This window comes from Bordetella genomosp. 13, from assembly GCF_007679965.1.
In the GTDB taxonomy this organism is placed as follows: Bacteria; Pseudomonadota; Gammaproteobacteria; order Burkholderiales; family Burkholderiaceae_B; genus Bordetella.
The window spans coordinates 222,108-237,214 of the sequence record NZ_VEHL01000008.1 but is presented as its reverse complement, the minus strand read 5'-3'; the positions used below and the strand labels follow the sequence as shown (position 1 = coordinate 237,214).

Here is a 15,107-nt window from a genome sequence, read left to right as displayed (position 1 = left end):
GGCGGCCGACATCGGATTCGGCCTGGAGCGGTTCGGCGGGCGTTCGCCACACCGGCGCGGGGCGCGCGGGCGCGCCCCGTGTCGATCACGCGCCTTCGCGCGACGCCTTGCGGCGCTCGTGTTCCTGCAGGTGGCGCTTGCGCAGGCGGATCGACTTCGGCGTGATCTCGACCAGTTCGTCGTCGTCGATGAATTCCACCGCGTATTCCAGCGTGATCTGGATCGGCGGCACCAGGCGCACGGCTTCGTCGGTGCCCGACGCGCGCACGTTGGTCAGTTGCTTGCCCTTGATGGGGTTGACCACCAGGTCGTTGTCACGGCTGTGGATGCCGATGATCATGCCTTCGTACAGCGCTTCGCCGGGATTGACGAACATGCGGCCGCGATCCTGCAGCTTCCACAGCGCGTAGGCCACGGCGTCGCCGTTGTCCTGGCTGATCAGCACGCCGTTGCGGCGTTCGCCCACCGAGCCTTCGCGCAGGGGACCGTACTCGTGGAAGATGTGGCTCATCAGGCCGGTGCCGCGCGTCAGCGTCAGGAACTCGTTCTGGAAGCCGATCAGGCCACGCGCCGGAATGATGTACTCCAGGCGGGTACGGCCACGGCCGTCCGGCTGCATGTCCTGCAGGTCGCCCTTGCGGCGGCCCAGCTCTTCCATCACGCCGCCCTGGTGAGCGTCCTCGACGTCGACCGTCAGCGCCTCGAACGGCTCGCACTTCACGCCGTCGATTTCCTTGAACACCACGCGCGGACGCGACACGGCCAGCTCGTAGCCCTCGCGGCGCATGGTTTCCAGCAGGATGGTCAGGTGCAGTTCGCCGCGGCCCGCCACTTCGAACACGGTGTCGTCGCCGGTGTCGCGCACGCGCAGCGCCACGTTGGCCTTCAGCTCGCGGTCCAGGCGGTCGCGCAGCTGACGGCTGGTGACGAACTTGCCTTCGCGGCCGGCCAGCGGCGAGGTGTTGACCATGAAGTTCATGGTCAGCGTGGGCTCGTCGATGCGCAGCACGGGCAACGCTTCCGGCGTGGCCACGTCGGTCACGGTAGTGCCGATGCTCAGGTCTTCGATGCCGTTGATCAGCACGATGTCGCCAGCTTCGGCCTCATCGACGACCACGCGCTCCAGGCCGCTGAACTTCAGCACCTGGTTGATGCGGCCGCGCTGCACGGGCGCGTCGGGACCGAAGCGGAAAGCCACGTCCATCAGCGGACGCATGCGGCCGCGGTTGATGCGGCCCACGCCGATCTTGCCGACGTAGCTGTTGTAGTCCAGCGAGATGATCTGCATCTGCAGCGGACCGTTGGGATCATCGTCGCGCTGCGGCACGTGCTGCAGGATGGCTTCGAACAGCGGACGCATGTCGCCCGAGCGCACGTCGTCGGTCAGGCCGGCGTAGCCGGACAGGCCCGAGGCGTAGACCACCGGAAAGTCCAGCTGCTCTTCCGTGGCGCCCAGCTTGTCGAACAGTTCGAACGTGGCGTTGATGACGAAGTCGGGGCGCGCGCCCGGACGGTCGATCTTGTTGACCACGACGATGGGCTTCAGGCCCAGCGCCAGCGCCTTGCGCGTGACGAAGATGGTCTGGGGCATCGGGCCCTCGACCGCGTCGACCAGCAGCAGCACGCCGTCGACCATCGACAGCACGCGCTCGACCTCGCCGCCGAAGTCGGCGTGTCCCGGGGTATCGACGATGTTGATGTGGGTGCCTTCGTACTCGACGGCGCAATTCTTGGCCAGAATCGTGATGCCGCGTTCCTTTTCCAGGTCGTTCGAGTCCATGACCCGTTCGGCCACCGCCTGGTTTTCACGGAAGGTGCCCGATTGACGCAGCAGTTGGTCGACCAACGTGGTCTTGCCGTGGTCCACGTGGGCAATGATGGCGACGTTGCGCAAGGCGCGAGTCATAGAGAGTCCTTTAAGTTTGTGGCGGGCAGCAGGCCCGCCGGCAATTCGTTCATGCCAAGCAGTGCCTGCTTGGGGTCCGGCAGGCCTTGCAGGGCCTCCAGCGTGACGGCGCGGTCCAGGGAGAATGGCCCGGCGTGCGTGCGCCGCAGCGCCGCCAGGTGGGCAAAGCAACCCAGCGCGCGCCCGATGTCCTGGGCCAGCGTCCGGATGTAGGTGCCCTTGCTGCAGGCCACCTCGATAAGGGCCTGCCGGCCCTTGAATTCAAGCAGCTCGATCCGGTGGATCGTGATCTGCCGCGGCGGGCGCTCCAGTTCGATGCCGGCCCGCGCGTATTCGTACAACGGCTTGCCGTCGCGCTTAAGGGCAGAATACATCGGCGGAATCTGCTCGATGGTGCCCTTGAATCGTGACAGGACGTCGCGTAGCGCCGCCTCGTCCACGCCCGTGAAATCGGGCCCGGCCTGGGCGGTCACGATGCCGGTCAGGTCGCCGGAATCGGTTTCCTCGCCGAACTGCACGGTGGCGAGGTAGGTCTTGTCGGCGTCGAGCATGGCGCCGGAAATCTTGGTCGCGCGGCCCATGCAGCACACCAGCAGGCCGGTGGCGAAGGGGTCGAGCGTGCCGGTGTGGCCGGCCTTGGCCGCGTCCACCGTGCGTTTGGCGCGCTGCAGGGCGTGGTTGCTGGACAAGCCCACGGGTTTGTCGAGCAGCAGCACACCGTCGAGCGCGAGCCCGCGTCGTTTGGCCATCGTCGGAATCCGGAAAAAAAAGCGACGACAGCCCCTCAGGGCTTGTCTTCAGGCTCGTCGGGTTCGTCCAGCACCGGACCGCCGCGGTTGGCGCGGTCGATGAGCGTGGACATCTCGATGCCGCGTTCGATCTGGGGATCGTGGTAGAAGCGCAGCGTCGGTACGGTATGGATGTGCAGCAGCTTGTACAGCTGCGAATGCAGCCAGCCGGCCTTCTCGTTGAGAAGGGCGGCGGCCGCTTCCGGCTCGGCGCCCAGCACGGTGAAGTGCACCTTGGCGTGGGCGTAGTCGGTGGAGAGTTCCACCCCGGACAGCGTGATCAATCCGGCGCGGGACACATCGACCTCGCGCTGGATGAGGCCGGCCAGATCCTTCTGGATCTGGTCGGCCAACCGCAGATTGCGGCCGGGGATGGATTTGGACTTGTGACGGCTCATGGAAAGACGGCGTACGCGCGCTTACAGCGTGCGCGCGATCTCCTTGATCTCGAACACTTCCAGCTGGTCGCCCACCTGGATGTCGTTGTTGTTGCGCAGCGTGAGACCGCAATCGAAGCCCGACTTGACCTCGCGCACGTCGTCCTTGAAGCGGCGCAGCGAATCGAGCTGGCCGGTCCACTGGACCACGTTGTTGCGCAGCAGGCGGACCTGCGAATCGCGGCGCACGAAACCGTCCAGCACCATGCAACCGGCGATGTTGCCGATGCGCGAGATGCTGTAGACCTCGCGGATCTCGACCAGGCCGACGATCTCTTCGCGCTTCTCGGGAGCCAGCATGCCCGACATGGCCGCCTTCACCTCATCCACGGCGTCGTAGATGATGTTGTAGTAGCGCAGGTCCACGCCGTTGGCTTCGGCCAGCTTGCGCACGCTCTGGTCGGCGCGCACGTTGAAGCCGATGACCACGGCGTTCGAGGCGATGGCCAGGTTGACGTCGCTTTCCGAGATGCCGCCGACGGCCGCGTGCACGACCTGCACGCGCACTTCGTCGGTGGACAGCTTGGTGAGCGACGTGACCAGCGCCTCCTGCGAACCCTGCACGTCGGTCTTGACGATGAGCGGCAGTGTCTGCGTGCCCTCGCCCAGGTTGTCGAACATGGACTCCAGCTTGGCGGCCTGCTGGCGGGCCAGCTTGACATCGCGGAACTTGCCCTGGCGGAACAGCGCGATCTCGCGCGCCTTGCGCTCGTCGGTCAGCACCATCAGTTCGTCGCCGGCGGCCGGCACTTCGGTCAGGCCCTGGATCTCGACGGGGATGGACGGACCGGCCGTCTGGATCTGCTTGCCGTTCTCGTCCAGCATGGCACGCACGCGGCCATGGCTGGCGCCGGCCAGCACCACGTCACCGCGCTTGAGCGTGCCGCTCTGCACCAGGATCGTGGCGACCGGGCCGCGGCCCTTGTCCAGGCGGGCTTCGATGACCAGGCCCTTGGCCGGGGCCTCGACGGCCGCCGTCAGTTCCAGGATCTCGGCCTGCAGCAGGACGTTTTCCAGCAGGTCGTCGATGCCTGCGCCGGTCTTGGCGGACACGGGCACGAACGGCACGTCGCCGCCGTACTCTTCCGGCACGACCTGCTCGGCCACCAGTTCCTGCTTGACGCGCTCGGGATTGGCTTCGGGCTTGTCGATCTTGTTGACCGCCACCACCAGCGGCACGCCTGCGGCCTTGGCATGGTGGATGGCTTCACGGGTCTGGGGCATGACGCCGTCGTCGGCGGCCACCACCAGGATGACGATGTCGGTGGCCTTGGCGCCACGGGCTCGCATGGCGGTGAACGCCTCGTGGCCCGGGGTGTCCAGGAAGGTGACCATGCCGCGCTCGGTCTCGACGTGATAGGCGCCGATGTGCTGCGTGATGCCGCCGGCTTCGCCCGCGGCGACCTTGGCGCGGCGGATGTAGTCCAGCAGCGAGGTCTTGCCGTGGTCGACGTGGCCCATGACGGTGACGACCGGCGCGCGCGGCAGCACTTCGGCGGCCTCGGCGGTGGCGGGCGCTTCGTCCAGGAAGGCTTCCGGATCGTCCAGCTTGGCCGCGATGGCCTTGTGGCCCAGTTCCTCGACCACGATCATGGCCGTTTCCTGGTCGAGCACCTGATTGATGGTGACCATCTGGCCCAGCTTCATCAGTTGCTTGATGACCTCGGCGGCCTTGACGGACATCTTGTGCGCCAGGTCGGCCACCGTGACGGTCTCGGGCACGTGGATCTCGCGGGCGATGAACTCCTGCGCCACGGGCTCGTTGCGGCGATCGGACTGCTGGTTGCGGCCGCCACGGGAATTCTTGCCGCCCTTGCCGCCGGCGCGCCAGCCGTCGCGCGTCGGCGCGGCGGGCTTTTCGGCAGGCTTCTTGCGCGAGGCGTCATCGGACCAGGTGGACGACACTTCGGCCGTCTTGATGGTCTTCTTGGCGCCGGGCGCGTTGGGCTTGTTTCCGTCTTTCTTGGGTGCTGCCGCGGCGGCACCGGGGGCGGCCTGCTTGGCGGCGGGCTTGTGCAGCGTGCCGGACAGGGCAGCCGCGGGCTGCTCGGGCTCGGGCGCGCGCAGCACCTTGCGCGGACGGTTCAGCATGTCGCGCAGCGCGGCGGCCTCCGCTTCGGCCTTGCGGCGCGCTTCGTCACGGCCACGGTCGGATGCGGCGGCCAGCGCCGAGGCGGCGACCACGGGCGGGCCGCGGCGCAGGTCGGGACGGCGGGGCGCGTCGGCTTTGGCAGGCGCGGCGGCAGCAGGCTTGGCCTGCGAAGTCGGTGCGGCGGGCTGGGCGGCAGGCGCCGTCGCCTTGGAGGTCTTTTCAGTCTGGGCGTGCACAACGGGTTCCGGCTCAGCCTTTTCAGCGGCAGGCGCGGCAGCGGGTTCATTCGGGGCGTCGGTGGAGGCCGGCGTGTCTGCGGGCGCCTCGGCGGGCGTCCTCGATTCGGGCTCGACCGGTGCCGCCGGCGCGGGCTCGGCCGCCACGGGGGCGACGGGCTCGGGCTCGCTGGCGGGCGCCTCGGGCGCCTGAGTGGGTTCGGCCGCCGGGGCTTGGGCCACGGGCGGCTCGACCGGTGCGGCTTCCGCCGGCACGGGTTGCTCGACGGGCGCCTCGGCCACGGGCTCGGCCGGCTGGTCGGCGACCGACTTCTCGGCGACCGACTTCTCGGCGACCGACTTCTCGGCGACCGACCTCTCGGCGACCGGCGCGGGCGTCTGCACCGCCGGCTCGGCGGCCGCGGGCGTGGCTTCGACGTCGGCCTCGGCCTGGACGGCGGCCTCGTCCTCGGCACGCGCAGCCGCCTGCTCGGCGGCCAGCTCGGACGGGTCGCGCTTGACGAACACGCGTTTCTTGCGCACCTCGACCTGGATCGTACGCGAGCGGCCGGTTGCATCGGCCTGACGGATCTCGGAGGTCTGGCGGCGAGTCAGCGTGATCTTCTTGCCCTCGCTGGCGCCGCCATGCGCGCGGCGCAGCGAATCGAGCAACTTCGCCTTGTCGCTGTCAGTGACCGCGTCGTCCACCGACTTGAGGTCAACGCCAGCCGAACGCAGCTGCTCCAGCAGCACGTTGGCGGGCATCTTCAACTCTGTGGCGAACTGCGCGACGGTATTACTCGACATTAGGCTCTCTTCCCTATTTGCTTCTATCTATGTGATGTCCACGATGCGCGACGGTGTTGGCGGGCGCTCAGGTACATGGTCATTCTTCGTCGAACCAATGGGCCCGGGCACGCATGATCAGGTCGCTGGCCTGCTGTTCGTCCAGACCGGCGATCTCGGCGAGCTCGTCGGTGGCCAGCTCGGCCAGGTCATCGCGGGTGTGCACCTGGCGCTCGGCCAGCTTGGCAGCCAGCTCGGGCGTCATGCCTTCCAGTTCCAGCAGGTCCTGCGCCGTCTCCAGGCGTTCTTCCTGGGCGATGGCTTCGGTCAGCAACGCGTTGCGCGCACGGGCGCGCAGTTCGTTGATGGTGTCCTCGTCGAAGGCCTCGATCTCCAGCAGCTCCTGCATGGGCACGTAGGCGATTTCCTCGATGCCGGTGAAGCCTTCGTCGATGAGGATGTCGGCGACTTCCTCGTCCACGTCGAGCTTGCTCATGAAGGTGACGCGCAGGCCGACACGCTCGGTTTCCTGGCGGCTGAGGCTTTCTTCCGGCGTCATGATGTTGATCTGCCAACCGGTCAGTTCGGACGCCAGACGGACGTTCTGCCCCTTGGCGCCGATGGCCTTGGGCAGGTTTTCCTCGTCGACCACGACGTCCATGGCATGCCGGTCTTCGTCGACCACGATGGATTCGACGTTGGCCGGCGCCAGGGCGCCGATGACGAACTGCGCGGGGTCTTCCGACCACAGCACGATGTCGACCTGCTCGCCGCCGAGCTCGTTGCGCACCGCGGTGACGCGCGAGCCGCGCATGCCGACGCAGGTGCCGATGGGATCGATCCGCTTATCGTACGCGATCACGGCGATCTTGGCGCGCACGCCGGCGTCGCGGGCCGCAGCCTTGATCTCGAGCAGGCCCTGCTCGATTTCAGGCACTTCGTTCTCGAACAGCTGGCGGATGAATTCCGGGGACGTGCGCGAAAGGATGACCTGCTGGCCGCGGGCGGCGTGGTCGACGCGCAACACGAAGGCGCGCACGCGGTCGCCGATGCGCAGGTTTTCCTTCGGGATCATCTCGGTGCGCGGCAGGCGGGCCTCGATCTTGCCCGTCTCGATGATGCAGTCGCCCTTGTCCATGCGCTTGATGGTGCCGGACACGATGGTCTCGCCGCGGTCGAGGAAGTCGTTCAGGACCTGCTCGCGCTCGGCGTCGCGGATCTTCTGCAGGATGGCCTGCTTGGCGGCCTGCGCGCCGATACGGCCGAACTCGACCGGTTCGAGCGGTTCCTCGATGTATTCGCCGACCTCGATGCTGGGCAGCAGCTCGCGGGCATCGGACAGCATTTCCTGCTTGTCGGGCTCTTGCAGGCCGGCTTCGTCGGGCACGACCAACCAGCGGCGAAAGCCTTCATGGCTGCCGGTTTCACGATCGATGCTGACGCGGATCTCGGCGTCTTCCTTGAAGCGCTTTTTCATGGCCGAGGCCAGCGCGCTTTCCAGCGCACCGAACACGGTGTCGCGCGTGACGTTCTTTTCACGCGCCAGTGCATCGACCAACAGAAGAATTTCGCGACTCATCGCTTTTTGCCCTTGAAATCCAGAACGGGATCCAGCTTGGCGCGCTCGATGTCATCGAGCGTGAAGCTCAGCACCTGGATATCGTTCTTTTTTGCCTCGAATTCGAGTGCGAATGTGATGGGGGTGGCGCGCGCCGCATCGGCCGGCGCATCCGCGGGCGATTCGTCGGGCCCGCGCAGCGTACCGGTGAACACCTTGCGGCCATCGACCGCCTCGCGCAGCTTGATCTCGACGCGCTCGCCCGCGAAACGCAGGAACTCGGTCTGGGTGCGCAGCGGCCGGTCGACGCCGGGCGAACCGACCTCCAGGCGCTTGTAGTCGATGTTCTCGACTTCGTACACACGCGACAGATGCTTCGAGACCTGCTCGCAGTCTTCGATGCGTACGCCACCGATCTTGTCGATCGTGACGCGCAAAAGGCCCATGGCCGCGCGCTCGACGTCGACGAGTTCGACGTCAATGCCGGCCAGTGCCTCTTCGGTCAATGCGAATAAATCAGCCATACGCTCTAAAAAATGCCCCCGCGCCGCGCCCTTCAGCTGGCGGCGCCCACAAAGACGCTTGTTGCCTGGGGTCGACCCAACGACCATAAAAAATGGGCTGCATACCCAGCCCACCGTATTCCAGCAGCCCTGCTCGAAAGCCCGGCGGCACCGACTTGCGTAGGCGCGGCGCCAGGCTTGGGGCTTGTGTCTACCTTGCTACGGCGGCTGGGCTGCGGATCTGCATGCGAATCCCATGCAACCGTGCAGCCACCCTGGGCCTGGAAACCCCTGGTCCTGGAAACTTGTACCGGGACCAAGATGTGCCTGCAGACCTGCCGACCCTGGCACCTTGTATCAGCCACCAATACCGGTGGCCAATGCAACCGCCATGAAAACCATTGATTTTAGCAGATAAACCAGCTATTTGCCTGAACAGAATAGGGTTTACGCCAAGAATCCGGTCAGCGGTCCCGGCCGCGCCCGCCCAGGAAGCCCAGGCGCGACTCGTGCGCCGCGGCGCCGCGGGGCTGCCAGTCGTCGCCCCGGCCGCCGCTGGCCGCGCCCCCCCCGCCCGGCTTGCGGGCACGCGGCTTGGCCGACCCCTTGTTGCCGGGCGCCGCGTTGCCGCGCGCGCCCTCCTGCTTGGGTCCGCGCGGACCGGCGGCCTTGGGGCCGCCGGCGCGGCCACCCTGCCCGGCCGCCTGCTTGCGGGCGCCGCCCTGGCCGCCGCGCGCCTTGCCGCCCGCCTTCGGCTTGCCGGCGCCGTTGCCGGCCTCGGCGTTGAAGCCGCCCACGTTGCCGTTGACATTGCCGTTCACGGCAGCGCCGGCACTGGCGTTGCCGGCGCCGCGGCGGGGACCGCCCGGCTTGCCGTTGCCGCCCTTGCCGACACCCGCCCGGTGACCGCCCTTCGCGCCGCCCGGCTTGCCGCCGCCGGCCTTGCCGCCGCGCGCGCCGCCGCCTTCGCTGCCCATCGGATGACCGTTGGCATAGCCGCCCGTGAACATCAGGCCGGTACCGAACGGATCGGACGGATACGCCTGGCCGCCGCCTGCCGCGCCGGCCGGACGACCGCCCTGCAGCTTGCCACGGCGTCCGATGCGGGCGCCGTTCATGCCGTTGCGTTCCAGCGTGCCGAAGCCCGGGGGCAGCGCGCTGTCATGCGACTGGGGCTGCTTGGAGCGGCGGCGGCCATCGCCGTCGTCGCCGTCGCGCAACAGGCCCAACTGCACCATCAGGGCGCTGACCAGTTGCGGCTCGACCTCTTCCCAGCGGCCGCGGCGCAGGTTGCGCGGCAGCACGACGTCGCCGAAGCGGGTGCGGATCAGGCGGCTGACGGTCACGCCCACCGATTCGAACATGCGGCGCACTTCGCGGTTGCGGCCTTCCTGCAGCGTGACGCGATACCAGCGATTGCTTCCGTCGCCGCCCAGGTAATCCAGCGCGCCGAAGGCGGCCGTGCCGTCTTCCAGCTCGATGCCGTCGACCAGCGACTGGCGCGTGGCCTCGTCCATCTCGCCCAGCACGCGCACGGCATACTCGCGTTCGGTGCCGTAGCGCGGGTGCATGATGCGGTTGGCCATGTCGCCCGAGGTCGTGAAGATCAGCAGGCCCTCGGTGTTCAGGTCGAGGCGGCCGACCGACAGCCACTTGCCCGTGCGCAGCTTGGGCAGGCGGGCGAACACGCTGGCGCGGCCGCCCGGATCGTCGTGGCTGACGATCTCGCCGGCCGGCTTGTGATACAGGATCACGCGCGGCGGCTTCTTGGTATTGGTACGGGCAATGGGCTTGCCGTTGACGCGCACCTGATCGTTGGGCGCGACGCGCTGGCCGATGTGGGCCGGCTCGCCGTTGACCGACACGCGGCCGGCGACGATCAGCTCTTCCATCTCGCGGCGCGACCCGATGCCCGCGTCGGCCAGGACCTTGTGCAGCTTGGGCATCACGGCCTCGCTGTTCAGGTACTTGCCCAGGCGCTGTTCGGTGCGCGCGTCGGCATCCAGATAGGCCAGGGCCTCGTCGGTCTCGCGCTCGAGCACGCGCGGATCGACGTCGGGCACGGGCGCTTCCACCACCTCGACTCCATCGGCCATGAGCGCGTCATCGTCCATGAGCGCATCATCGGCCATCGGTGCATCGTCGGCCCCGTAGGCCTGGATGGGCGCCTGCGCCCGCGACGACGCCCGGCCCCGGGACGACGCGCCACCCTTGGAAGCGGCGCCGCTCTTGGCCGACTCACCGCCCTTGGCGTGCGCTTTGCCCTTGGCCGGCGCCCTCGGCGCCTTGGCAGCCGGGGCTTCGCCCGACGCGCCCGCCTCGCCAGGCGCCGCCGTGGCGTCGCCGCGGCGGCGGCGGAAAGGCGTGCGCAGCTTGCGGCCGCGCGCCCTGCCCTCGCCGGACTCGGCGGCCTCGCCGCCCGCGCCTTGCGCGGCAGCGTCGGCGGCCTGCGCCGGCGCCTGGGTCGGGGCGGGCGAAGACGCCTCTTCACGCGGGAGGGAAGTGTCTTCCTGGTTATGGGTATTCGTTGTCACTGAGACAGCTCCGAATGTCAAACTTTGGGGAGCCTGCCGGGGGCAGGCACATCATCTTGGTCGGGATCGGACGGTGTCCCAGGGATCTCGTCCGGTTTGGGCGGCACGATCTCGGGTTCGAGACCGGGCGGCGTAAATTCGGGTCGACGCAGGCCCGGCTGGATTTCCGGCGCCGCGTCGGGCGGGGTGATGTGGTCGCCCTCGATCCGCTGGACGTAGTCGCCCTGGATCGGCATCACCTCGGGTATATCGGGCAGCGGCTCGGGCGTCATGCCGCCCGCGGCCAACTGCCGGGATTCGTCGGGGTTGTCCGCATCGATGCCGTCATCGGCTTGCGCCCCGGCGTCTGCTTCGACATCCGCGTCGGCCCGAACCTCGGGGTCGACGTCGATCCCGTCATCCGCATCGGCTTCGGCATCCGTATCGGCCGCGTCCGGTGTATTGCCATCATGCTCGACGGGTTGGGCGCCGTTCCGATCGGCATCGCCAGCCCCTTCATCCACCGTGGATGCCGGCGCATTGCCTTCTGCAGCCGCCGGCAGCTCCGCGTCGAACGCGGGCGCATCGTCCGCCTGCGCCGCCGGCGCGTCCGGATCGGACGATTCCTGCACCGGCATACCGGCGTCGGGCATCATACTCCCAGACGGAGCATCGGCGGCGCCCGTCCCTTCTGGCGCCGCATCGGCGGGACCGCTCGCGCCGATCTCGAGCGTGGCGCCGCCCAGGTCCAACCCTGCCAGCGCGGCCACCGCGTCGGTGGACTCCAGCGCCGGCAGTTCGTCCAGCGCGCGCAGGCCGAGGTCGTCCAGGAACTGGCGCGTGGTGGCGAACAGCGCGGGGCGGCCGGGCGCGTCGCGATGGCCGATCACTTCGATCCAGCCCCGATCCTCCAGCACCTTCACGATCTGCGACGACACCGTGACGCCGCGGATGTCCTCGATGTCGCCCCGCGTGACGGGCTGCCGCCAGGCCACGATGGCCAGCGTCTCGAGCACGGCGCGCGAATACTTGGGCGGCTTCTCGGGATTCAGGCGCTCGAGGTAGCGCTGCATGCCCGGACGGCTCTGGAACCGCCAGCCGGACGCCAGCTGCACCAGCTCGAGCCCACGCTCGGCCCACTGGCCCTGCAGGGTTTCCAGCCACTGCCGCAACGCGGCATTGTCGACGTCCGACCCTTCGCCGAACAGCTTGCGCAGCTCGGCCGGCTGCATGGGCTGGGATGCGCACAACAGCGCGGTTTCCAGCACCAGAATTGCCTCGCTATCGTTCATCGATATTCAGTATGAAATGGGGCCAACTTGCCAGAAATTCCAAACAAGATTAATATTCTCTTCTTCAGACGCGGGGTGGAGCAGTCTGGCAGCTCGTCGGGCTCATAACCCGAAGGTCGTAGGTTCAAATCCTGCCCCCGCAACCAAGTTTCTGCATCAAGGCCTGGCCATCGCGCCAGGCCTTTTTCGTTTGGGTCCGCACGGCTGCGACGCCGGCTCGGCCGCCCTTGCCGGCGAAGGCGCGGATCGACAGGATAGCGACGGCACCGATCACACCTGCACCCACCCCCACGAGAAGAACAATGGCCGCAGCGACGGCAAAGCGAATCGCCGTACAGGCGCCGACCACGCTTCCACCGGCCACACGGACCGGACGCGTTGCTGCAATGACGTGCCCTGCGGTATCGAAGGACGTAACGATGACGAGCTTCCTGTTGTTGACGTTGCACGACGTGTCGCGCACCCACGCTTGCGATCGCGCGGAATCCTCGCGCGCCGGCCTGAATGCCATGCGATACCGGATGCCCCGAACGCTGCACACGACGCAGGCATCCAGAGAAACCGGCAAAGCCACCGCAATGAACTGAATCGCCGCGAACTGCCGCATTGCGAGGGTCGACCGACCAGTGCCTGTGAGACGCGACACGCGTGGCCTGGATGAGGCCCAGCCTTGCACGCACTCGATGGTGCGGGCTCGCCTTGACGATTCTTAGAAGTTTTCAGGACGACAAGCGCCGTTTTCCCGCGGACCCGGTTGGAGTCCTGCGCCTGCGATGCAGGCAGCGGGGCGGCATCGCCGGTTTGTTGGCCCCCTGGACACTGCGGCGAACGGAAGGCGCCCCACGGGCGGAATCGGTTCGGCGTGATCCGGTTGGGTCGGGCCTCCCGGGCCCGGCTGCGGCGATCCGCCACAACTCAAACTGGCATCAGACGTTACGATTATACCCCTATCGCGCACGCGACGAAAGCGAGTCGCCCTGCCCGTCAGAGCGCGGACTGGCGCAGCGCCTTGCGCACCGTTCCCAGCACCGCGTCGCGCTCGTGGCCACGCATCAGAAAGACCAGGCTGGATGCCCGGCTGTCGCCCGGCCACTCGGGCAGCATCTCCAGCGGATACAGCTGGCGATGCACGCCGTGCACGGCGCACGGCAGCGCCTCGCCTTCAAAACAGATCAGCCCCTTCATGCGCAGCAGACCCTGGTCGTAGATGGCCTGCACGTCATGCATGCCGGCCAGGAAGGTACCGCGGCTGATGGGCGAGGACAGGGTCAGCGAAAAATGCGACAGGCCGGGATGCCGCTCGAGCCGCGAAGCACCGAACGCACCCAGCCAGCGGCCAAGGCGCGGGGCCTGGTCGCGCCGGTCGACGGGCTGGACGTGCAGCAGCAGTTCGTCCAGCGGACCTTCGCGCCGCAGCACGCAACTGGGCACGCCCGGGTTGGCCATCTCGACCTCGCGGCGCGCCGCCTCAACCTGCTTGGGACCGCACAGATCGGCCTTGCTGAACGCCACCACGTCGGCCAAGGCGATCTGCTGCGCGGCCTCGGGCTGGGACCGAAGCTGCGCGCCGACGTGCTGCACGTCGGCCACGGTAATCGCTCCCTGGTAGACGAACCGCTCGGTCAGGAAAGCATCGTGGCGCAAGGTGAACATGATGGCCGCGGGACTGGCCAGCCCGGTGGTCTCGACCAGCACTTGGGAAAACGGCCGTATCTGCCGGCGCAGCGCCAGCATGAACAGGTCGCGCAACGTGTCGGCCAGGCCGCCGCTGGCGGAGCAGCAGATGCAGCCGCCTTCGAGCAGCACGATGCGACCATCGATGGCGCGCACCAGATGGTGGTCGACCCCGATGTCGCCGAATTCGTTGACGATGACCGCGGCGCCAGCATACGCCGGCTCGCGCACCAAACGATTGAGCAGCGTGGTCTTGCCGCTGCCCAGGAACCCCGTCAATACAGTCAAAGCGATGCGTCGATCAGCCATGGACGCCGCCCTTCTCCTCAAACGAGCGGCCCGCCCATGCGGTCCGCGCGGCGTCCTGCGAACGCCCAGGCCTCCCGAGCCCGCACGCGCCGGCTACCGGATGCCCGCGCGTGCTTCTTTCGGGCAGCGTAGCAGGACTGCCAACGAAAGCTCGGCCGTTATTACATCCATGAAATAACTGATACGTCTGGATTGACGGTGGCATACCCATACGACGGCATGCCTGGACAGCTATGCGTGCGGCGCGCCCAGGCATTCGCAAGAACGCCCGCGGCCTGCTCGCCCCGCCTGCCATGGACCGCGGATCCGCCGGCCGCCTGCCCGACGGATGCCTGCGATCCGAAGCGTTGCGAAGCCTGCCCGTACGGCTGGGCGCTTCGTCCATGTTGAAGCGTTTCATTGGGCTTTGCAGCCATTCCACAGCTTGAAGCCATTTACGGCAGGCTTTCCGAAAACTAAAAGGGCCACGCTGAGAACAGCGTGGCCCTGCAATGCTTGGCTCCCCGAGCTGGATTCGAACCAGCGACCTGCGGATTAACAGTCCGTCGCTCTACCGACTGAGCTATCGGGGACCAGAGAAGCGAGATTATGCATGGTTTTTTACGATCGCGCAAGCAAGGCGGTTGCCCAGGCATCCGAAAACGTTCCGGCCGCACCGGCTTTCCGGCTTGCGAGGCACGGCGACAGGCGCCCGCCGATTTCGCAATACATCTTTACCCGTTTGAAAAATTCATGGTAAGATTGCGGTCTTCGCTGCTGAAGACGAAAGCGCCAAAACTCCGCAAGGAAAAAGGCAGGATCGACAGAAGCAAAACAGCGAAAAGATTTCGGTTTTTGCCGGTGTAGCTCAGTTGGTAGAGCAGCGCATTCGTAATGCGAAGGTCGTAGGTTCGACTCCTATCTCCGGCACCAAAAAGTGAAAAGGGCAGCCCTTACGGGGCTGCCCTTTTGCTTTGCGCCGATACTTTGCTTCAGCCGCAGCAGACCGCGCCAACGGCGTACAAAAAGGCAGCCCCAGGAGCTGCCCTTGCATA

At 67.4% G+C, this 15,107-nt stretch carries 10 protein-coding genes and 3 tRNA genes; 2 read left to right on the top strand and 11 right to left on the bottom strand.

The features are described 5' to 3' along the window. Nucleotides 1–85: 85 nt before the first annotated feature. From typA to scpB, 8 genes are all read right to left on the bottom strand, one after another. Entirely contained in the window at nt 86–1,906 is a 1,821-nt protein-coding gene (gene typA / locus FS845_RS19580) for a translational GTPase TypA (protein ID WP_144638451.1), read from the bottom strand. Next, on the bottom strand, nt 1,903–2,655 hold the full coding sequence (gene truB, locus FS845_RS19575; protein ID WP_144638449.1) for a tRNA pseudouridine(55) synthase TruB: 753 nt from the start codon (nt 2,653–2,655) through the stop codon (nt 1,903–1,905). The genes typA and truB overlap by 4 nt, the downstream gene beginning before the upstream one ends. Nucleotides 2,656–2,690: 35 nt before the next feature. After that, nucleotides 2,691–3,092, bottom strand: coding sequence for a 30S ribosome-binding factor RbfA (gene rbfA / locus FS845_RS19570; RefSeq protein WP_144638447.1), 402 nt, complete (start codon nt 3,090–3,092; stop codon nt 2,691–2,693). A 21-nt stretch (nt 3,093–3,113) separates the two neighbouring features. Further along, entirely contained in the window at nt 3,114–6,245 is a 3,132-nt protein-coding gene (gene infB, locus FS845_RS19565; RefSeq protein ID WP_144638445.1) for a translation initiation factor IF-2, read from the bottom strand. 79 nt (nt 6,246–6,324) lie between these two features. After that, entirely contained in the window at nt 6,325–7,803 is a 1,479-nt protein-coding gene (gene nusA / locus FS845_RS19560; protein ID WP_144638443.1) for a transcription termination factor NusA, read from the bottom strand. Next, entirely contained in the window at nt 7,800–8,306 is a 507-nt protein-coding gene (rimP, locus tag FS845_RS19555) for a ribosome maturation factor RimP (RefSeq protein ID WP_144638660.1), read from the bottom strand. The genes nusA and rimP overlap by 4 nt, the downstream gene beginning before the upstream one ends. A 443-nt stretch (nt 8,307–8,749) precedes the next feature. Further along, on the bottom strand, nt 8,750–10,819 hold the full coding sequence (locus FS845_RS19550; RefSeq protein ID WP_260986356.1) for a pseudouridine synthase: 2,070 nt from the start codon (nt 10,817–10,819) through the stop codon (nt 8,750–8,752). Between the two features lie 17 nt (nt 10,820–10,836). Beyond that, nucleotides 10,837–12,090, bottom strand: a complete 1,254-nt coding sequence (gene scpB, locus FS845_RS19545; protein WP_144638441.1) for an SMC-Scp complex subunit ScpB — start codon at nt 12,088–12,090, stop codon at nt 10,837–10,839. 69 nt (nt 12,091–12,159) lie between these two features. Here scpB and FS845_RS19540 point away from each other — a divergent pair. Further along, a tRNA-Met gene (locus FS845_RS19540) sits at nt 12,160–12,236 on the top strand. Here the strand turns inward: FS845_RS19540 and FS845_RS19535 are convergent. The 3 genes from FS845_RS19535 to FS845_RS19525 form a co-directional block, all read right to left on the bottom strand. Continuing rightward, entirely contained in the window at nt 12,215–12,697 is a 483-nt protein-coding gene (locus FS845_RS19535; protein ID WP_144638439.1) for a hypothetical protein, read from the bottom strand. The two genes, FS845_RS19540 and FS845_RS19535, sit on opposite strands and share 22 nt — an antisense overlap. 377 nt (nt 12,698–13,074) lie before the next feature. Further along, entirely contained in the window at nt 13,075–14,073 is a 999-nt protein-coding gene (locus tag FS845_RS19530) for a CobW family GTP-binding protein (protein WP_144638437.1), read from the bottom strand. 496 nt (nt 14,074–14,569) lie between these two features. Next, nucleotides 14,570–14,645, bottom strand: a tRNA-Asn gene (locus FS845_RS19525). 264 nt (nt 14,646–14,909) lie between these two features. Between FS845_RS19525 and FS845_RS19520 the strand changes: the two genes are divergently transcribed. After that, a tRNA-Thr gene (locus FS845_RS19520) sits at nt 14,910–14,985 on the top strand. Nucleotides 14,986–15,107 lie beyond the last annotated feature (122 nt).